This window comes from Pseudomonas sp. 910_21 (genome assembly GCF_052850735.1).
Genome location: NZ_VXCY01000003.1, coordinates 511,388 through 531,448 on the forward strand (window position 1 = coordinate 511,388; position 20,061 = coordinate 531,448).

Sequence of the window (20,061 nt, forward strand, 5' to 3'; positions counted from 1 at the left end):
GTCAGTGTCCTGCGGCCTTGATCACGATGGCGGTGATGTTGTCCGGCGCGCCCCGGGTCAGGCCCAGGTGAATCAAGCTGCGCACCACGTCGTTAGGCTCGCTGTGGCTGAGCACGTCGCGCAGTTCGAAGTCTTCGGCGGTCTTGTTCAAACCGTCGCTGCACAGCAGGAAGGTGTCACCGTCCTCCACCTGCAGATCGACCTGGGACAACTCCAGCTGGGCTTCAACGCCAATGGCCCGGGTGACAATATTGGCCCGTGGGTGCACCCGCGCCTCGGCCTCGCTGAGCAGGCCGCTGTCCTGCAGGTCCTGGACGTAGCTGTGATCCCTGGAAATGCTTTCCAGTTGCTCGTCCCGCAGCCGGTACAGGCGGCTGTCACCGGCCCACAGGCACACCGCCCGGGCGCCGCGCACGGCCAGCAGGACCACGGTGCTGCCCATCATGGTCACCCCGCGATTGGCGGTTTCCTCGCGCACGGCGGCATTCACCGCCGCCAGGCCATTGCGCAGCGCGGCGACGTATTGATCGAGGCTGTCCACCGCCGCAATCGCGCGCAGGCTATCGACGATCAGGCTGCTGACGTAATCCCCGGCGGCGTGTCCGCCCATGCCGTCGGCCACCAGCCAGAGGCCGGCTTCCGGGGCTTCGAGCCAGGCGTCTTCATTGATTTTCCGCACCATGCCGACATGGCTGTAGCTGGCGGACTGGTAGGACAGTTGTGGCGCTGAACCCATTTAGACGGCACCTTCTTGTCCGAGCAAAAATTGCGCAAAATCGCTGGCCGGCGGCAGGCCCTGGCAACGCAGCAACATCGGGCTGATGTACGGCGAACCCCGGCCCCACCAGGCACTCGATCCTTCACTGCCCTGGGTCGCGAGGATCGCGCCACGGGCCTGTGGATCACTGACATAAAACCGCTGCAATCCGGCGAAATGGCTACCTTCAGCGCGAGTCGCCGGGCTCGGCGCTCCCAGGGCCTGCATCCCCTCTTCCAGGGCTTCGAAACTGGCGTCCTGATCCAGGGTCGCCAGCAGCAGCTCTTCCACCTGTTCAAACCACAGATCCGGGCCACTCACCAGGGAAGCCACATCGCTTTCAGGCTCCAGCAAGGCCGCCACGGTCAGAGGGAAATAACGCCCGACCCGATCGATGCTCGGCATCACCACGCCCACCGCCGCCTGGGGCCCGCAGACTCCGGGGGCCAGGGCGAACCGCCACAGCGGGCTGACCAGATAGGCGTTCAGCCACTGCTCGCCCAGAGCGTTCTGGCTGGCCAGCAAACCCGCCGCCAGCCAGCTGTCCCAGGGGCCGATGAAACTCTGCGGCAAGCCACGGCTGACAAAATCGCCGCGACTGGCCAACTTGCCGTACAGACCGACCACCGTCATAGCCGCTCCGGCAGGCTGAAGCCGCTGAGCACCCGGCTCTTGAACGGGTTGAAGGCACTGCTGGCCCGCAGCTCGTAGGAAATGCTCGCGCCATCCACCCGCAGCCGCAGGTTGAAGCGGTCCGGTGAGTTGGTGGCCGTCAGGTCCGACTGCTCCAGCAGGCGGAACCAGGCCCATGGGCCGTCCAGGGTGATCCCGGAGCGCCCAGTGGCCGACGGCGGCATGATCGACAGGCGCACCACGCCGATGCTCCCCGGATTCGGCCACTGCATGGCCACCGGGCGGCTCGGACCGTGGTCGTAGCTCAGTTGCTGGCCATCCAGGTCGAGGAGGAACTGGCTGATATTGGCGTCCATGGCCACCGGCTTGAGTTCGAAACGCACCGCCGGCTGGGTACCGCCGCTGGAGCGGAAGAAGGCATCACGGATGTTCGAAGCGCGCTGGAAGGTCTGCAGCACGCCGGGGGAAATGCCCAGCTTCTGCGCCGCGCCCGGCTGCCAGCTCCAGGTCGGGGTCGAGGTGTTGACGTAAGGCTGCAAGTACTTGCGGAAGTAGTTGTCCATCACCCCGCCGGTGCCGAAGAACTGGCCGAAATCCTCCAGGGTCGCGTCCCGGGAGCTGCCCGGAGACATCGGATAACGCCCGCTCAGGGACTGGCGATAAACGTTCACCACCTCGCTGACCCAGGCCGCGTTCAATTGGTTGCGCACCCCGCCCATCATGGTGTTGGTGGTGGAGCCCACCACCGATTTCACCAGCCCCTGGACCACCGGCGGCTGACGCTCGGCGGTCAGGCTGACCCGCGCCGCCGCGGCACTGGCCTGGTTCTTGGCCTCGCCCAGCAGGGCATCGCCGCTGGCCCCGACCATGGCACTGACCTGCACGTACAGGGCATTCATGTCCGCCAGCAGGCCGTCGATGGCCGCCGGCTCGCCCTCACCCTTGCTCACCAGGCTGTTGAGATCGGCAAAATGCGCGCTCACCGGATCTTCGCTGCTGGCCACGGCCGCCGGGTTGCCCGCCTGCTCCTGACCCAGCAGAGAACCCAGGCGCTGCTTGAGCTGATCCACACCGCCCTCGACCTTCTGGCCCTGGGCCGCCAACAGGCGTTCTTCCTGTTGCAGATCGGTTTCCTTGGCCACGGCCACCAGCAGCTTCTTCAGCGGCGACGTAGGCCCGGAGAGAATCCGCAGCACGTCCGCGGCCTGGGCCACGCTGGTGATCGGCACAAAATCGATGTCCGCCAGCAAGGCGTCCCACTGGCGCAGGTAGTCCTGGAAGTACAGGCGGCGCACATCGGCGGCAAGGCTGGCGACGTTCTGCTGATCGGCCTGGTCGCGGCCCAGCACCCACTGTTCTTCCGCCAGGGTGCCGGCCTGGTTGAGGCTGGCCAGGAGGAAGCCTTCGCGGTAGCCCTTGACGGTGAACAGCCCGCTCAAGGGTTCGCTCAGGGGCTTGCCGCTCTTGCGGGTGAACACCAGCGCCGCGTCGCGGCCACCGGCTTCGCTGAGGCGGAAGTCCGGGACACCGTCCGGCAGCTTGGCGCGCTTGACCCGGTCATAGACCCGCTGGGCCACCGGCAACTGCTGCAACTGGCGCCGCAGATCGTCGATCAGGCGCTGGTCCAGGCGCGCATTGGGCGGATGCTTTTCGAACAGCGCTTGCAAGTGGCCGGTCAGGGCCTGGCGTTGCTCGGGAGGCAGGTCGCGGGCCAGGGTCCGCTCCCAGTCCAGGGTGATCCAGGCCTTGATGAAGTCCGGATCGTAGTGCTCGCTGTCCGCCAACATCAGGTAGGCCTTGAGCCCCTCGTAGAGGTAGTCCGAGTTGCCGCCGCTGTGCAGTTGCTCTTCGATGCGGGTCATCAAACGCGGGGCGAACACCGCCACCAGCAGCTTGCGATAGACACTGGCGGACTCGGCTTCGAGCATGTCGCCCTGATACAGGCCCAGGCCTTCGGCCCAGCCCGGCGCATCGCCGGCCAGATTGCGCGTGGCGTTGAGCAGCGGCAGCACCGCCAGCACATCGCGCTGGGCCGGGCTCAGGCTCTGCACGTCCTGGCGCACCGGGCCGACCCGCTGGTCGACCTGGGCGATATAGGCCTGGTTGGCCCGGTAGCTGACGATCCACAAGGTACCGACTACCAGCACCAGGGCCACGGTGGCAGCCAGGGCGCCCCGAGCGATCCATTTGCGCCGCCGCTCGACCTTGGGGTTGACCCCCACCAGCCCGCGCTCGGCAAAGGCCACGGCGCTGAACAGTTTCTCGATGAAGTAGCTGCGCCCGGTGCCGGTCTGCCGTGCCAGGTGCTGGCGATCCAGGTTCATGCTCTGGGCCATGGCGCCGATCAGGCGGTCGATGGGGCTGCCTTCCTGGGTGCCGCTGGTGAAATACACCCCGCGCAGCAGCACGCGCTCTTCGAAAGCGTTGGGTTTGAACACGCCTTCAAGGAAGCCCTGCAAGGATTCCTTGAGCGCGGCGAATTGCTGCGGGAAGCCGTAGATCAGGTCACGCCGCGCCGGGTCGCGCTCCTGTTGCAGGCGCTCCACCAGACGCTCGTTGAGGCGCTGCTCCAGGGCCGCCAGCTCCGCCGGCAACTGGGCCAGGGGGCTGTCGCCACTCTTGCCGTCATCCAGGGCGAAGGTCATGCCCCAGACCTGGGCCCGCTCTTCCTTGCTCAGGGAGTCGAAGAACTCCATGAAGCCCGGCACCAGATCGAGCTTGGTGAGCATCAGGTAGATGGGGAAGCGTACGCCCAGCTGGGTGTACAGCTCCTGGATGCGCAGGCGAATCGCCGCGGCGTGAGCCGCCCGCTCCGCCTCGCTGCTTAGCAGCAGGTCGGAGAGGCTGATGGCGACGAAGGCACCGTCGATGGGCCGCCGCGAGCGCTGGGTTTTCAGCAGGTCGAGAAAGCCCAGCCAGGCCGCCTTGTCCACCGCGGCATGGCTGTCCTGGGTGGTGTAGCGCCCGGCCGTGTCCAGCAGCACGGCCTGGTCGGTGAACCACCAGTCGCAGTTGCGGGTGCCACCGACACCACGCACCGCACCGGCGCCCAACTGAGCGGCCAGGGGAAAATGCAGGCCGGAATTGACCAGCGCCGTGGTCTTGCCCGAGCCCGGCGGCCCGATGATCACGTACCACGGCAGCTCGTAGAGGTTGCGTCGCTCGTCACCGCCGAGCTTGGCCTTCTTCAACAGCGCCAGGGCTTCGTCCATGCGCTGGCGCAGGGCCGCCAGCTCCTCGGCGGTGGCCACGCTGTCCGGGTCCGGCGGGGTATCGGCGGCCAGGCTCTGCAGGACCTTGGCCGCATGCCGGCGGGCCTGGATGATGCTAAACACCCGGTAGCCGATCCACACCGCGAAGATGAGAATGATCAGCGCCCAACGCCGTCCTTCCGGTACCAGGAACTCCAGCAGCGGGCCAATGAACCAGATGATCAGGCTCAGGGCGATCAGCCCCAGCAGCGGAATCACCCAGCGCGTCACAAAACTGAAAAACGCCTTCACTCGACCCCCTCCGCCAATACGCTGATTTCTACCCGACGATTGCGCGCCCGCCCTTCGGCGGTGGCATTGGTTGCCAACGGCTCAGTGTCGCTGCGGCCTTCGGCGCTGAAGCGCTCCGGCTGCCCGGTCTTCGCCGCGAGAATCTGCAACACCGATTCGGCGCGGGCCTGGGACAGCTTCCAGTTGGACGGGAAGCGCAAGGTGGCGATCGGTCGGTTGTCGCTGTGGCCGGTAATCCGCACCTGGCCCTTGACCTTGCGCACCGCGTCGGCGATGCGCAGCATCAGCGGCTGATAGTCGTCGAGGATGCTGGCGCTGGCCGAGGCGAACAGTTCATCGCCACGGATGGTCACCACCGAACGGTCGACGGCATCTTCAACAGCCACTCGCCCGGCCTTGATGTCCTCGGCGAGGAAGCCGGCCAGGCGCGGACGCTCGACAATCTTCGGCTGGATCACCGGGCGGTCCAGGGTCTGCACCGGGATCTCGCCCAGGGCATGGATGTTCTTGAACACCGGCTCGGCGTCCGCTGCCAGCTTCAGGCGCAGGCCGAACAGCAGTGCCAGCAGCAAGGCCACACCAATAGCGATGCCGACCCAGGGCGGCATGAACTGGGCCAGGCGATCACGGGCCACGGTGACCCCGCGCCAATGGGGCGAGAGCTCGCGCTCATGCTCGCCACGGGCACTGCGGATGGTCGCCGCCGTGCGCTCGCGCAGGGCTTCAAGCTGGCTGCGACCGTCGATCATCACTCGGTAGCGGCCTTCGAAACCCAGGCACATGCACAGGTACAGCAGCTCCAGCAGGTACAGGCGCTCGCGGGGGCTTTGCAGGCAGTGCTCCAGCAACTGGAAGACCTTCTCGCCGCCCCAGGCTTCGTTGTGCACGGTGATCAGCAGGCTTTGCTTGCCCCAGTCGCTGGTGCTGCCCCAAGGGGTGCTGAGCACCGCTTCATCCAGGGCGGTGCACAGCGCATAGCGGGCCAGCAGCACGTCGTTGCGCGGCACTCCGGCGGCCTCGGCACGCTCCTCGAACTGGCGCAGGTAAGCCAGCAGCTGCGCTCGCAGGCTGGCCGGCGCCGGGTGGGCCAAGGTGCTGCGCAGCCGGGTGAGCAAGGCCAGCAGTGGGCCGGCAGCACTCTCCAGGGGGTTCAGGCCCCGGGCCTGACCGGCCGGCAGTGGCGCCGCCGGCACGGCCAGGGACGGTGCCGGCCCCGGGCTCGGGCGCCCAGGCTCGGGCGCACGGCCACCGGGGCGCGGCATGAATTGGGTGCGGTCATTGGCCGGGGACGGCTGCCCTGCCGAATCGTCGAAAGGATGCATCGCGACTTATCCTCGAATGGCCCAGAAGGCCAGGTTCAAGCCCGGGAATTCCCCCGCGACGTGGAACGCGAAGCCTCCGGAGTGAACCAGCTGTTTCCAGTGCTCGCTGCCACGGTCGAGCTCGTAGTAGGTGGAACCGGCGTGATACGGCAACTGCCGTGGCGCCACCGGCAGCGGCAGCAGGCCGATGCCCGGCAACTGCAGGTTGACCAGATCGCGGATGTGCTCCACCGAGCCCACCTTGCTCTGCTGGGCAAAACGCCCGCGCAGGGTCTCGCCGGGCACGTCGGCGCGCACCACCAGAATGAAGCTGGCGTTCTCCAACAGGGTGCGGTCCGCCAGCATCGCCACGTGCACGCCGTAGGCTTTCTCGACGATCGGAATCGGCGTCGCCTTGCTGTCGATCAGCATCGACAGGGCCTCGCGCAGGGCCTGCATCACCGGAGCGAAGCTCAGGGCCAGTTCATCGTGCTGGTACTGCGGGTACTCCACCGGGCGTCGAGCGCTGTTGGAGAAGGTCGAGAATTCGCCGGCCAGGCTCACCAGCTCGCTGTACAAGCGCTCGGGGTGCAGCGGGCTGATCTGGTTCAGGTGGTTCACCAGCGGCTGGGCGCGGTTCACCAGTTGCAGGAGCATGAAGTCGGCAATTTCCGAAGCGCCACCGGCCCCCGAAGCCACCACCCGTCCGGCCAGGGCTTCGCCGCGCTGATGCAGCAGACCCAGCAGTTCGCTGCGAAAGGCACTCAAGGGCTTGGACGCGGCCACATCCAGCAGCGGCGGGATGTAGCTGTCATCGAGCACCAGGGCGCGGTCGGCGCGCTTCTCCTTGACCCGCACCACGCCGATGGCGGCGTAGTCGCTGAGGCCGTCCGCAGCGGTGAGCAGGCGCAAGGCCCGGGAGCCCACCGCCACCGGCGCACGGTTCTCAAAAGGCGCGTTATCGTCACGCACCTCACGCACCTGGCTCAGGTAGCGGGCGCCACCCAGCGCCTCGCCTTCGTCCACGGTGTCCCGGGCGCCGGCGCGCTTGAGGGGCAGCGCCAGGTACACCAGGCCATCGCGCAGGCTGTCGTCAATGCTCAGCGGGGTCGGCGCCAGGTCGTCGTGGGGAATGTTGAACGGGGTGCCGTCGGGCAACAGGCCGCGGGCGCTGACAATGGCCAGCTTGCCCTGGGCCAGCAGGCCCTGATCGACACGCAGCTCGGAGAATCCCCAGGCCCCCGCCGACAGCGGACGGCTGCGGGCGTCGATGAGGTTTTCCAGGTAACGGTCATGCTGCTGGAAGTGCTGGGTTCCAATGAACATGCCTTCCGACCAGACCACGCGATTGTTCCAGGACATGGTTGCTCCGATTGCCTATTGGGCAGGGCTGGATGGGGGGGCCACGAGCTCGGCGCTGATCGCGCGGACATCGAGGACGATCTGATACTGATTGTTCAGGCGCTGCGCCGTGTTGACCCCGACTCGCCACAGGGCCTGGTCCACTTCGCGATACCCCACCAGCAGGCCGACCTGACGGGTGGCCGGGTCCAGGGTGCGCTTGAGGGTGAACTGATCGCCGGGCTTGACCAGCACTTCATCCTGGTCGATGAGGTCCGGGCCCAGGGTGGCCGGGGCCCGCTCTGCCAGGGCGAAGTAGTCGGCGCGCATGAAGGTGGCCGGGTTCTTCAGCTCGAAGATCCGTACCCGTACCGGGGTGCTCAGGCCATCAGGACCCGGGTTGAGCCCGGCCACGGCCTGGAAACGCAGCTCCACGGTGGTGGCGCCAGGTTCTTCCTTGACCGGCTCGGCGGGGGTTGGTGCGTCCTTGGCACAGGCCGCCAGTACCAGCATGGCGACCAATGTCAGCAATCGTTGAATCATCCTGCGTCCTCAATGACGTGTCAGCTGTCCGTGTATCCGTGTGTTTAGGGGGTTCCAGGCGCGCTCAGGAACGGCGCAGCCGGTGGGTATGTTCTTCGTAGGCGCGACTGAATTCGCGCCCGAAAAGGTCCTGGAAATCGTCCTGGGCCTCTTGGGAAATCTGCTTGTAGAGCGCTGTGAACTGCTGCCAGTTCTGCGCCTGCCGCGAACCGCTGAACAGGTTGCCCAGGCCACCGGGGCGGGCCATGCGGGCTTCCAGCTCACCGGGCTCGAAGCGCCCCAGGAGGTGCTTGATCGCGGCTTCCACGCCGGCCATGACGGCCAGTTGGTGAGCCCGCAGGTCGTCGAAGCTGTCCTGCACCGCCTGATCCGGAGCCATGAAAGCCTGGTTGCTGTGGCGCAGCAGCAGGAGCATGGCTTCGTCGACATTGGGGGCGAATTTCAGCGGGTTGTTTTCCACCGGGCGGATCATCGTCTGCTGCATGCGGAACTCGCCCTTGAGACTGCTGCGGGCACGCAACACATCGATCAGGCCTTCCACCATCAAGCGGTAGCTGCGCCCCAGGCTTTCCATCTGCGCCTGGGCCTGCTGCGGGTCGATGCGCAACTGCTCCAGCCCGGCGCCCCGCAGGAAGGCTTGCAACAGGTCGGTTTGTGGCCCCGACTCGACCGCCGGCGCTGGCACGACGGGAGCGACGGGAGTCGCAGGAGCGACAGGGACAATAGGGACAACGGCGGCGACCTCGACCTCGACCGGCTGCGGCTGCGGCTGCGGCGGTACTGCACCAAATTCAGCGACGCTGGCAAAGGGTTCCGCGACGACAGGTGGAGCTGCCATCGGTGCCACGCTCAACACTGGAGCCGGGCGGGCCGGGGTTTCACCGAACAGGTCCCAGTCATCCGGAATCAACGCCCCGCTCTGGGGCGCCGCCGGTTGGGGCTGAGCGAGGGGCTGAGGCACCGCGGTGGGGGTCGGCGGGCGAAAATCGTGCTGTTCGGCGGGCACGTGATCAGGCTGGGTCGCCGGCGGAGTCGCGCTCGGAGCGAGGAAATCGAACAGGTCGGGAAAAGTATCCTGGGCCGAAGCGCCCTGAAAATGCGCCACCGGCGCCATGGCAATCGGCTCGATGGGCGTGGGCGGCGACGACTGGCGGCCCATCAGTGCTTCGAAACTGTTGGAGCTGTCCCCGGAAAAGGCCTCAGCCTGGACACGATTCAGACTGAAATCGATACGCGCACTGATTTCATAATCGCCAATACGAATAACCTCGCCATCTTCCAATGGCTCACTGCTACCCCGGCGCATGCGAATACCGGCGCGGACTAACTCCACACCATTAGTACTGTTATCGGTCAAATAATAACGGCCATCCTTGTATTGGATGACACAATGTCGCGCGGAAACTAAGCGCTCGGGATCAGGAAGTACCCAGTCATTATCGGAACTACGGCCAATTGCCATCATTCCCTGATCCATTAGTTTCTCAGGGCATTGGCCAGGGGTAATCTTGTGATAACTAGTGATAGTCAAACACAGCGACATTGCGCCTCCTTGCTGTACTTCCGCGTGCGAACCGGCGTCGGGAAAAAAGTTCCGTAAAAAAATGAAAAGCCCGCAAAAAATCCTTTAAACAGCGCCGTTCACAGCATGATCGCTCAACTTAAACTACACAGATGACAAAAGCCTTTCGCCCCGCCTCAATCTGACTCGCCGGTCAAGGAACTAATAAGTCGACATAACACTGTCATGCGGGGCGAATAGCTTACCTTGACAAGCCACAACTACTACACCAAAAATGCACAACTTCTTGAACACGGATGATGGCTCACTAGTATCAATGAGTCCATGTTAACCAAGAAATGTGCGCGAGTTCACAAACAACTAGTGCATTAATTGCCTGACTGTCCTGCAGGCTGATAGGGAGATCGAACCAGGTGGATGTACCGATGTTGCTCGCCGCCATTTCAGCAACTTCGCCTTGTGGCGAAGATCTGGAGTATGACGCGGATTTCTTGCACTTGGAGCGGGCCGCACAAGGCCAGCCCGAGCGCAGCATGGGCGACTCGATCCTGCCGGCCGAGCCGCCGGACTGGCGCAGCGTCCAGCAACAGAGCCTGGACTTGCTGGCCCGCAGCAAAGACCTGCGCATCACCCATTTCCTCCTGCAAAGCACCCTGGCCCTTGAAGGCCTGCCGGGCCTGGCCACCAGCCTCGACCTGATCAACGGTTTGCTCCGTGATTACTGGGCCGAGCTGCACCCGCGCCTGGACGCCGACGACGACAACGATCCCACGGTGCGGATCAATGCCCTGGCCGGCCTGGCAGCCGATTCCACCATCGGCCTGCTGCGCGAAGCCATCCTCACCCGTTCCCGGACCTTTGGCCCGGTGAGCGTGCGTGCGGCACTGAACGCCGCCGGCCTGCAGCATTTCTCGGGCGAGAGCCTGGGCTCCGATCACTTGGCCGGGGCCCTGCAAGACAGCGATCCTCAGCACCTTGAAGCCATTCGCCACGCCTTGAGCAGCGCTCGCTCGGCGGCCGAAGCCATCGAGAAGCAGGTCAGCGAACAGGTAGGTTCCGCCGCCGGCGTGGACCTCAGCGCCCTCAAGCAGCCCCTGCGCCTGGCACTGCAGGTGCTTGGCCAACAGGCCCCGCAAAGCGTCGACAGCCCCGTCGAACAGCACGCCGATGCACCCGCGAGCGAAGGTTCCAGTGCGCCTTTGGCGCCGGCGCCGGCACGGGTTGGCGGTGAGATCAACAGCCGCGAAGACGTGCTGCGCAGCCTCGACCGGCTGTTGGCCTACTACAGCCGTCACGAGCCTTCGAGCCCGCTGCCGGTGCTGCTCAACCGGGCCAAGAACCTGGTCAACGCCGATTTCGCGGCCATCGTGCGCAATCTGATCCCCGATGGCATGTCCCAATTTGAAAACCTGCGCGGCCCCGAATCCGACTAACCCCGGTACGGCCGAACAGTATCGTCAGCGGCAATCACCGACCGACGCCAACACCGTCGCAGCAGCGACCAGGAGCACAACGTGGCGAAGCAAAGTTCTCAAAAGTTCATCGCGCGCAACCGCGCGCCCCGGGTGCAGATCGAGTACGACGTCGAACTCTACGGCGCCGAGAAAAAGGTCCAGCTGCCCTTCGTCATGGGCGTGATGGCTGACCTGGCCGGCAAGCCTGTCGAGCCCCTGGCCGCGGTGGCCGATCGCAAGTTCCTGGAAATCGACGTCGACAACTTCGACTCGCGCCTCAAGGCCATGCAGCCACGGGTCGCGTTCCACGTACCCAACGAGCTGACCGGCGAAGGCAACCTGAGCCTGGACATCACCTTCGAGAGCATGGACGACTTCAGCCCTGCCGCCGTCGCGCGCAAGGTCGACTCCCTGAACCAGCTGCTGGAGGCCCGTACACAACTGGCCAACCTGCTGACCTACATGGACGGCAAGACCGGCGCTGAAGAAATCATCATGAAAGCCATCAAGGATCCGGCGTTGCTCCAGGCCCTGGCGAGTGCGCCAAAGCCTGTGGACTCCGAGCCGAACGCTTAATCAGGACCAACGATCATGACCGAATTGCTGCGTGACAATCAGGCCCAACCCGGCGCCACCGAGCAGGCCAGCGAATTCGCTTCGCTGCTGCTACAGGAATTCAAACCCAAGACCGAGCGTGCTCGCGAAGCCGTGGAAACCGCGGTGCGGACTCTGGCCGAACAGGCTCTGGCGCAGACCGACCTGGTGTCCAACGACGCCATCAAGTCGATCGAATCGATCATCGCCGCCATCGACGCCAAGCTCACCGCCCAGGTCAACCAGGTGATCCATCACCCGGAATTCCAGAAACTGGAAAGCGCCTGGCGTGGCCTGCACTACCTGGTCAACAACACCGAAAGCGACGAGCAGCTGAAGATTCGCGTGCTCAACATCTCCAAGCCGGAACTGCACAAGACCCTGAAGAAATTCAAGGGCACGGCCTGGGACCAGAGCCCGCTGTTCAAGAAGATGTACGAAGAGGAATACGGCCAGTTCGGCGGCGAGCCTTACGGCTGCCTGGTGGGCGACTACTACTTCGATCAGTCGCCACCGGACGTGGAGCTGCTGGGCGAGCTGTCCAAGGTCTGTGCGGCCATGCACTCGCCATTCATCGCTGCGGCGTCGCCGACGGTGATGGGCATGGGTTCGTGGCAGGAACTGTCCAACCCGCGCGACCTGACCAAGATCTTCACCACCCCGGAATACGCCGGCTGGCGCTCCCTGCGTGAATCGGAAGACTCGCGCTATATCGGCCTGACCATGCCGCGCTTCCTGGCGCGTCTGCCGTACGGCGCCAAGACCGATCCGGTGGAAGCCTTCGCCTTCGAAGAAAACACCGACGGCGCCGACAGCACCAAGTACACCTGGGCCAACGCGGCCTACGCGATGGCGGTGAACATCAACCGTTCGTTCAAGCATTTCGGCTGGTGCTCGCGGATTCGCGGCGTGGAGTCCGGTGGCGAGGTGGAAAACCTCCCGGCCCACACCTTCCCCACCGACGACGGTGGCGTGGACATGAAGTGCCCGACCGAGATCGCCATCTCCGACCGCCGTGAAGCGGAACTGGCGAAGAACGGTTTCATGCCGCTGCTGCACAAGAAGAACACCGACTTCGCTGCCTTCATCGGCGCCCAGTCGCTGCAGAAGCCTGCCGAGTACGACGATCCGGACGCCACCGCCAACGCCAACCTGGCCGCGCGCCTGCCGTACCTGTTCGCCACCTGCCGCTTCGCCCATTACCTGAAGTGCATCGTGCGCGACAAGATCGGCTCCTTCAAAGAGAAGGACGAGATGCAGCGCTGGTTGCAGGACTGGATCCTCAACTACGTCGACGGTGATCCGGCGCACTCCACCGAAACCACCAAGGCCCAGCACCCACTGGCCGCGGCGGAAGTGGTGGTCGAGGAAGTCGAAGGCAACCCGGGCTACTACAACTCGAAGTTCTTCCTGCGCCCGCACTACCAGCTCGAAGGGCTGACCGTGTCGCTGCGCCTGGTATCCAAACTGCCGTCCGCCAAGGGCGCCTGACCCATAACCGACTCAAACCTGTAGCCGCTGGCGCAGCGGCTACAGACGCTGAATCAACATCGTGGCAAGTGCCACACAGGGAGAAAACATGGCTGTTGATATTTTCATCAAGATCGGTGACATCAAGGGCGAGTCCATGGACAAAGCCCACAAGGACGAAATCGACGTGCTGAACTGGAGCTGGGGCATGTCCCAGTCCGGCAACATGCATGTAGGTGGCGGCGGCGGTGCGGGCAAGGTGAACATCCAGGACCTGTCGCTGACCAAGTACGTCGACAAGGCATCGCCGAACCTGATGATGCATTGCTCCAGCGGCAAGCACATCGACAAGGTGCGCCTGACCGTGCGCAAGGCCGGCGGCGAAAGCCAGGTCGAGTACATGATCATCGACCTGGAAGAAGTGCTGATCACTTCCCTGAGCACCGGCGGCTCGGGCAGCGATGACCGCCTGACCGAAAACATCACCCTGAACTTCGCTCAGGTGATGGTCGAGTACCAGCCGCAGAAAGCCGACGGCACCAAGGACGGCGGCCCGATCAAGTACGGCTGGAACATCCGCTCCAACACCAAGCGCTGATCCGCTGCGGTCGCCGCCCCAAGGCGGCGACCGACCCGGCCCTCGCGTTGTGCCTGGCACAACGCGGGGACGGTTGGCCAAGACCGCGTCCTCGTGAGTCTTTGGTTATGCCCCTTTTCGTGACGTCATGCCTGCGCAATCCGATCCTGGAGCGAACCCTTTGGTAACCGACATCGCCGCCCGCGATCGCTTGCAACCCTCTTTGCTGGATCGTCTGACCGACGATGAACCCGGCAACCTGAAAGAAAGCCCGGACAAACGCGTGCTGTCCCTGAGCCAGCTCAAGGCCTCGGTACTGCGCGACCTGGCATGGCTGCTCAACACCACTTCGCTGCTGGAAGCCGATGCCACCCTGCACACCCCCGCCGGTACTTCGGTGGTCAACTACGGCCTGCCGGCCCTGGCCGGGTACAGCGCGTCGAGCATCGATATTCCGGCCCTGGAGGCGCTGATCCACCAGGCCATCGCCACCTTTGAACCACGGATTCTGCGCAGCACCTTGCGGGTTCGCGCGCGCACCGCCCCCGGCGAGATGAACCACAACGCCCTGAGCTTCGAGATCGAGGGCGACCTGTGGGCCCAGCCCATGCCCCTGCGCCTGCTGCTGCAAACCGACATGGACCTGGAATCCGGTCACGTCCGGGTGGTGCATGCCGATTCCCGGAGGCGCTCATGAACCCGCGCCTCTTGGAACTGTACAACCAGGAACTGCAACACGTGCGCGAAAGCGCTGCGGAGTTCGCCAAGGAATACCCGAAGATCGCCAGCCGCCTGACCCTGTCGGGCATGGACTGCGCCGACCCCTATGTCGAGCGCCTGCTGGAAGGCTTCGCCTATCTGACGGCCCGGGTGCAGTTGAAGCTCGATGCCGAGTACCCGACCTTCACCCACAACCTGCTGGAGATCGCCTACCCGCACTACCTGGCACCGACCCCGTCGATGACCGTGGTGCAGTTGCAGGCCGATCCCGATGAGGGCTCTCTGAGCAGCGGCTTCACCCTGGAGCGCGACACCAGCCTGCGCGCCGCCCTGGGTCGCGATACCCAGACCTGCTGCGAGTACCGCACCGCCCACGCGGTGACGCTGTGGCCGCTGCAAGTCAGCCAGGCCGAGTACTTCGGCAACCCGGCAGCGGTACTCGGACGCCTGGCCGCCAGCGAGCCCAAGGCCAAGGCCGGGCTGCGCCTGACCCTGCGCACCGGCGCCGAGCTGCCGTTCAACAGCCTGGCCCTGGACCAGTTGCCGCTGTACCTGAACGGCAACGACGAGCTGCCGTTCCGCCTCTACGAACAGTTGCTGGGCAACGCCTGCGCAGTGTTCGCCCGGGCCCCCGGCAGCGACTGGGTCGAGCGCCTGCCCCAGGACGCCCTGCGTTCCCGGGGCTTCGACGACCGCGATGCGGCCCTGCCGGTGGTGCCCCAGGCCTTTCAGGGCTATCGCCTGTTGCAGGAATACTTCGCCCTGCCCAACCGCTTCCTGTTCGTCGAATTCGCCAAACTGGGCCCTGCGGTACAACGCTGCACCGGCCAGGAGCTGGAGCTGATCGTACTCTTCGAGCGCTTCGACCAGAGCCTGGAAGGCAGCGTCGGCAGTGCCCAGTTCGTGCCCTTCTGCACCCCGGCGATCAACCTGTTTCCCAAGCGCCTGGACCGTATCCACCTGTCCGACCGGGTCAACGAGCACCATGTGATCGCCGACCGTACCCGACCCATGGATTTCGAAGTGCACTCGCTGAGCACCCTCAGTGGCCACGGCACCGGGCCGGAGCAGCCGTTCCTGCCGTTCTACGCGGTACGCGACCCGTCCCGCTACGGCCGTGACCAGGCTTACTACATCGTCCGCCGCGAGCCACGGGTGCTGTCCAGCGACCAGCGCCGCAACGGCCCGCGCTCGACCTACATCGGCAGCGAGTCCTTCGTCAGCCTGGTGGACAGCCAGCAGGCGCCCTATCGCCATGACCTGCGCCAGCTCGGGGTCAGCGCCCTGTGCACCAACCGCGACCTGCCGCTGTTCATGAACACCGGCAACGGCAAGACCGATTTCACCCTGGCCGACAGTGCCCCGGTGCAGGCCATCCGCTGCCTGGCAGGCCCCAGCCGCCCGCGGCCCAGCCACGCCCACGACGGCAAGGCCTGGCGCCTGATCAGCCAGCTGTCGCTGAATTACCTGTCCCTGAGCGAACAGGGTCAGGGCGCGGCGGCCCTGCGCGAGCTGCTGCGGCTGTATGGCGACAGCAACGACGCGGCCCTGCAACTGCAGATCGAAGGCCTGCGGGAAGTCAGCAGCAAGGCGGTGACCCGGCGCCTGCCGATGCCTGGGCCGATCGTCTTCGGCCGGGGCCTGGAGATCACCCTGCAATTCGACGAAAACGCGTTTCGCGGCACCGGGGTGTTCCTGCTCGGTGCAGTCTTCGAGCGCTTCCTGGCACGTTACGTGTCGATCAACAGTTTTACCGAGACGGTGATCCGTACCACCGAACGCGGCGAGATCATGCGATGGAAAGCCAAGCCCGGACGTCGTCCGACTCTTTGAATACGCTGACGGCGATGCACGCCGAGCCCTGGGAGTACGACTTCTTCCAGGCCCTGCGGCGTATCGAATGCCTGTCGCCGCAACTGCCGCGCTTCGGTCACTCCCTGCGCCTGGCGGACGATCCGCTGCGCCTGGGCCAGCAGGCCGACTGCACTTTCGCCCCCTCGACCCTGGCTTCGGTCACCCCCGGCAGCGAGGGCGCGGCCACCCGCCTGGAGCAGTTCTTCTTCGGCCTCGGCGGCCCCAACGGCCCCCTGCCGCTGCACATCACCGAGTACGTGCGCGAACGCCAGCGCAACAACGCCGACAGCACCAGCAAGCGCTTTCTCGATGTGTTCCACCATCGTCTGCTGAGCCTGTTCTACCGGGCCTGGGCCGAAGCCCGGCCCACGGTGAGCCACGACCGCCCGGACGACGACTACTGGTCCGCGCGGCTGGCGGCCCTGAGTGGCCGGGGCATGCCCAGCCTGCTCAAGCAGGGGCTGATTCCCGACACCGCCAAGCTGCACTACAGCGGCCACCTGGCGGCCCAGACCCGCTACCCGGACGGCCTGCGCGCCATCATCGGCGAGTATTTCGGCCTGCCGGTGGCGATCGAAGAGTACGTCGGCCAGTGGCTGGAGCTGCCGGAGCGCAGCCGGGTCGGAGTGCAGTCCCATCAACTGGGAGTGGACTTCTGCCTGGGCAGCCACGTCTGGGATCGCCAGCACAAATTCCGCATTCGCCTGGGTCCGCTGAAGCTGGACGAGTACCAGGGGATGCTGCCCGACGGCCAGCAGTTCAAGGAGCTGGTGGCCTGGGTCGCCGAATACCTGGGCTTCGAGCTGGACTGGGACCTGAACCTGGTCCTGCTCAAGGACGAAGTGCCCAAGCTGCAACTCAACGGCCGCCAGCGCCTGGGTTTCAACACCTGGCTCGGTCAACCCGGCAGTGATGCCAAGGATCTAATACTGGCCCGGCACTACGCCGACCTGGCCACTACCTCACGTACACCAAGGAGCACAGAGCATGGGTGAAATCAGTCGCGCGGCGCTGTTCGGCAAACTCAACAGCGTTGCCTACAAAGCCATCGAAGCCGCCACGGTCTTCTGCAAACTGCGGGGCAATCCCTATGTGGAACTGGCCCACTGGCTGCACCAGTTGCTGCAACTGCAGGACTCGGACCTGCACCGCATCATCCGCCAGTTCAACCTGGAACCGGCGCGCCTGGCCAAGGACCTGACCGAGGCCCTGGACCGCCTGCCCCGGGGCTCGACCTCGATCACCGACCTGTCGTCCCACGTCGAGGAAGCGGTGGAACGCGGTTGGGTCTACGGCAGCCTGATGTTCGGCGAAAGCCAGGTGCGCACCGGCTATCTGGTGATCGGCATCCTCAAGACGCCGAGCCTGCGCCATGCACTGCTGGGGCTGTCCCGGGAGTTCGACAAGATCAAGATCGAGGCCCTGTGCGAGCGCTTTGACGAGTACATCGGCGACTCGCCGGAAAACGCCCTGAACGCCAGCGACGGTTTCAATGCCGGTGCGGTCCCGGGCGAAGCCAGCGGCGCCATGGCCCCCAGCGCCCTGGGCAAGCAGGAAGCCCTCAAGCGCTTCACCGTCGACCTCACCGAGCAGGCCCGCAGCGGCAAGCTCGACCCCATCGTCGGCCGTGACGAAGAGATCCGCCAACTGGTGGACATCCTCATGCGTCGCCGGCAGAACAACCCGATCCTCACCGGCGAAGCCGGGGTCGGCAAGACCGCGGTGGTGGAAGGTTTCGCCCTGCGCATCGTCGCCGGCGACGTGCCGCCGGCGCTCAAGGACGTCGAGCTGCGCAGCCTCGATGTCGGTCTGCTGCAGGCCGGCGCCAGCATGAAGGGCGAGTTCGAACAACGCCTGCGCCAAGTCATCGAAGACGTCCAGGCCTCGCCCAAGCCGATCATTCTGTTCATCGACGAAGCCCACACCCTGGTGGGTGCCGGTGGCGCCGCCGGCACCGGCGATGCGGCCAACCTGCTCAAGCCGGCCCTGGCCCGCGGCACCTTGCGTACCGTGGCCGCCACTACCTGGGCCGAGTACAAGAAGCACATCGAGAAAGACCCGGCCCTGACCCGCCGCTTCCAGGTGGTGCAAGTGGCCGAGCCTTCGGAAGACAAGGCGCTGCTGATGATGCGCGGCGTGGCCTCGACCATGGAACAGCACCATCAGGTGCAGATCCTCGACGAAGCCCTGGAAGCCTCGGTCAAGCTCTCGCACCGCTACATCCCGGCGCGCCAGTTGCCCGATAAATCCGTCAGCCTGCTGGACACTGCCTGCGCCCGTGTAGCCATCAGCCTGCACGCGGTGCCGGCGGAAGTGGATGACAGCCGCCGCCGGATCGAAGCCCTGGAAACCGAGCTGCAGATCATCGCCCGGGAACAGGCGATCGGCGTGGCCATCGGCAACCGCCAGGTCAACAGCGAGAACCTCCTGGCCGCCGAGCGCGAGCGCCTGGCCGAGCTGGAAAGCCGCTGGGCGCAAGAGAAGACGCTGGTGGACGAGCTGCTGGCGACCCGCGCCCAACTGCGGGAAAACGTCGGCCTGGTGGACAGTGACGTCGGCGACGAAAACCACGGCCTGCGGGAAAAACTGCTGGACCTGCAACAGCGTCTGACGACCCTGCAAGGTGAAACCCCTTTGATCCTGCCGACCGTGGATTACCAGGCGGTAGCCTCGGTGGTGGCCGACTGGACCGGGATTCCCGTGGGCCGCATGGCCCGCAACGAGCTGGAAACCGTGCTCAACCTCGACCAGCACCTGAAGAAACGCATCATCGGCCAGGACCACGCCCTGCAGATGATCGCCAAGCGCATCCAGACCTCGCGCGCCGGCCTCGACAACCCGAACAAGCCGATTGGCGTGTTCATGCTGGCGGGCACCTCCGGGGTGGGCAAGACCGAGACCGCCCTGGCCCTGGCCGAAGCCATGTATGGCGGTGAGCAGAACGTCATCACCATCAACATGAGCGAGTTCCAGGAAGCCCACACCGTGTCCACCCTCAAGGGTGCCCCGCCAGGCTACGTCGGCTATGGCGAAGGCGGCGTGCTCACCGAAGCGGTGCGGCGCAAGCCCTACAGCGTGGTGCTGCTGGACGAAGTGGAAAAGGCCCACCCGGACGTGCACGAGATCTTCTTCCAGGTGTTCGACAAGGGCGTCATGGAAGACGGCGAAGGCCGCATGATCGACTTCAAGAACACCCTGATCCTGCTCACCACCAACGCCGGCACCGAGCTGATCGCCAACGTCTGCAAGAACCCGCAGACCATGCCCGAGCCGGAAGAGATCGCCAAGGCCCTGCGTCAGCCATTGCTGGAGATCTTCCCGCCGGCGCTGCTGGGCCGCCTGGTGACCATCCCTTACTACCCGCTGAGCGACGACATGCTCAAAGCGATCACCCGCCTGCAACTGGGACGGATCAAGAAACGCGTGGAAAGCACCCACAAGGTGGATTTCGATTTCGACGACGACGTCATCGACCTGATCGTTTCCCGCTGCACCGAGACCGAGAGTGGCGGCCGCATGATCGACGCCATCCTGACCAACAGCCTGCTGCCGGACATGAGCCGCGAGTTCCTCACCCGCATGCTCGAAGGCCGCGCCCTGGCCGGAGTGCGCATCCGCCAGCGGGACAACGAACTGCACTACGACTTCAGCGAGCCGGCCTGACCCCGCGCCCCTGCTTCCGTAGGAGCTGGCTTGCCAGCGAAGCGCGCGCCACGGTGATGAACCTGGCGCCTTCGCGAACAAGCTCGCTCCTGCGGGGGTGACGCCAGGCACACCACGCATTCAACGAGA

At 65.3% G+C, this 20,061-nt stretch carries 15 protein-coding genes; 8 read left to right on the forward strand and 7 right to left on the reverse strand.

From position 1 onward, the window contains the following. Window position 1 precedes the first annotated feature (1 nt). The 7 genes from FW796_RS12380 to tagH form a co-directional block, all read right to left on the reverse strand. A complete protein-coding gene (locus tag FW796_RS12380; protein WP_041120394.1) occupies window positions 2-736 on the reverse strand; it encodes a PP2C family protein-serine/threonine phosphatase in 735 nt (244 codons plus the stop codon). Continuing rightward, the gene (gene tagF, locus FW796_RS12385) at window positions 737-1,390 is read right to left on the reverse strand and encodes a type VI secretion system-associated protein TagF (RefSeq protein WP_041120396.1); all 654 of its coding nucleotides are present in this window, start codon (window positions 1,388-1,390) and stop codon (window positions 737-739) included. Next, complete coding sequence (tssM, locus tag FW796_RS12390; protein ID WP_446439396.1) at window positions 1,387-4,893, reverse strand: type VI secretion system membrane subunit TssM; 3,507 nt, start codon at window positions 4,891-4,893, stop codon at window positions 1,387-1,389. The genes tagF and tssM overlap by 4 nt, the downstream gene beginning before the upstream one ends. Then, on the reverse strand, window positions 4,890-6,215 hold the full coding sequence (locus FW796_RS12395; RefSeq protein ID WP_346634800.1) for a DotU family type VI secretion system protein: 1,326 nt from the start codon (window positions 6,213-6,215) through the stop codon (window positions 4,890-4,892). The genes tssM and FW796_RS12395 overlap by 4 nt, the downstream gene beginning before the upstream one ends. 6 nt (window positions 6,216-6,221) lie before the next feature. Beyond that, on the reverse strand, window positions 6,222-7,556 hold the full coding sequence (gene tssK, locus FW796_RS12400) for a type VI secretion system baseplate subunit TssK (RefSeq protein ID WP_346634799.1): 1,335 nt from the start codon (window positions 7,554-7,556) through the stop codon (window positions 6,222-6,224). A 15-nt stretch (window positions 7,557-7,571) separates the two neighbouring features. Then, the gene (gene tssJ, locus FW796_RS12405; protein ID WP_346634798.1) at window positions 7,572-8,078 is read right to left on the reverse strand and encodes a type VI secretion system lipoprotein TssJ; all 507 of its coding nucleotides are present in this window, start codon (window positions 8,076-8,078) and stop codon (window positions 7,572-7,574) included. A gap of 64 nt (window positions 8,079-8,142) precedes the next feature. Beyond that, window positions 8,143-9,621, reverse strand: coding sequence for a type VI secretion system-associated FHA domain protein TagH (gene tagH / locus FW796_RS12410; protein ID WP_446439397.1), 1,479 nt, complete (start codon window positions 9,619-9,621; stop codon window positions 8,143-8,145). Between the two features lie 392 nt (window positions 9,622-10,013). Here tagH and tssA point away from each other — a divergent pair, with 392 nt between their 5' ends. The 8 genes from tssA to tssH all read left to right on the forward strand — a co-directional run bounded on the left by tssA (window position 10,014) and on the right by tssH (window position 19,932). Next, on the forward strand, window positions 10,014-11,033 hold the full coding sequence (gene tssA, locus FW796_RS12415) for a type VI secretion system protein TssA (RefSeq protein ID WP_346634796.1): 1,020 nt from the start codon (window positions 10,014-10,016) through the stop codon (window positions 11,031-11,033). A gap of 81 nt (window positions 11,034-11,114) precedes the next feature. Beyond that, the gene (gene tssB / locus FW796_RS12420; protein WP_102881305.1) at window positions 11,115-11,630 is read left to right on the forward strand and encodes a type VI secretion system contractile sheath small subunit; all 516 of its coding nucleotides are present in this window, start codon (window positions 11,115-11,117) and stop codon (window positions 11,628-11,630) included. A gap of 15 nt (window positions 11,631-11,645) precedes the next feature. Further along, entirely contained in the window at window positions 11,646-13,139 is a 1,494-nt protein-coding gene (gene tssC, locus FW796_RS12425) for a type VI secretion system contractile sheath large subunit (protein ID WP_123728018.1), read from the forward strand. Window positions 13,140-13,227: 88 nt separating this feature from the next. Further along, a complete protein-coding gene (locus FW796_RS12430; RefSeq protein ID WP_011064257.1) occupies window positions 13,228-13,716 on the forward strand; it encodes an Hcp family type VI secretion system effector in 489 nt (162 codons plus the stop codon). A 160-nt stretch (window positions 13,717-13,876) separates the two neighbouring features. Further along, the gene (tssE, locus tag FW796_RS12435; protein WP_011064258.1) at window positions 13,877-14,392 is read left to right on the forward strand and encodes a type VI secretion system baseplate subunit TssE; all 516 of its coding nucleotides are present in this window, start codon (window positions 13,877-13,879) and stop codon (window positions 14,390-14,392) included. Further along, window positions 14,389-16,248 (forward strand): type VI secretion system baseplate subunit TssF, encoded by a 1,860-nt coding sequence (gene tssF / locus FW796_RS12440; RefSeq protein ID WP_346634795.1) that lies wholly within the window; start codon window positions 14,389-14,391, stop codon window positions 16,246-16,248. The genes tssE and tssF overlap by 4 nt, the downstream gene beginning before the upstream one ends. Beyond that, window positions 16,212-17,264, forward strand: coding sequence for a type VI secretion system baseplate subunit TssG (tssG, locus tag FW796_RS12445; protein WP_123728021.1), 1,053 nt, complete (start codon window positions 16,212-16,214; stop codon window positions 17,262-17,264). The genes tssF and tssG overlap by 37 nt, the downstream gene beginning before the upstream one ends. Continuing rightward, window positions 17,257-19,932: a type VI secretion system ATPase TssH gene (gene tssH, locus FW796_RS12450; RefSeq protein ID WP_404937914.1), complete on the forward strand. Its 2,676-nt coding sequence runs from the start codon at window positions 17,257-17,259 to the stop codon at window positions 19,930-19,932. The genes tssG and tssH overlap by 8 nt, the downstream gene beginning before the upstream one ends. The last annotated feature ends 129 nt before the right edge of the window (window positions 19,933-20,061 follow it).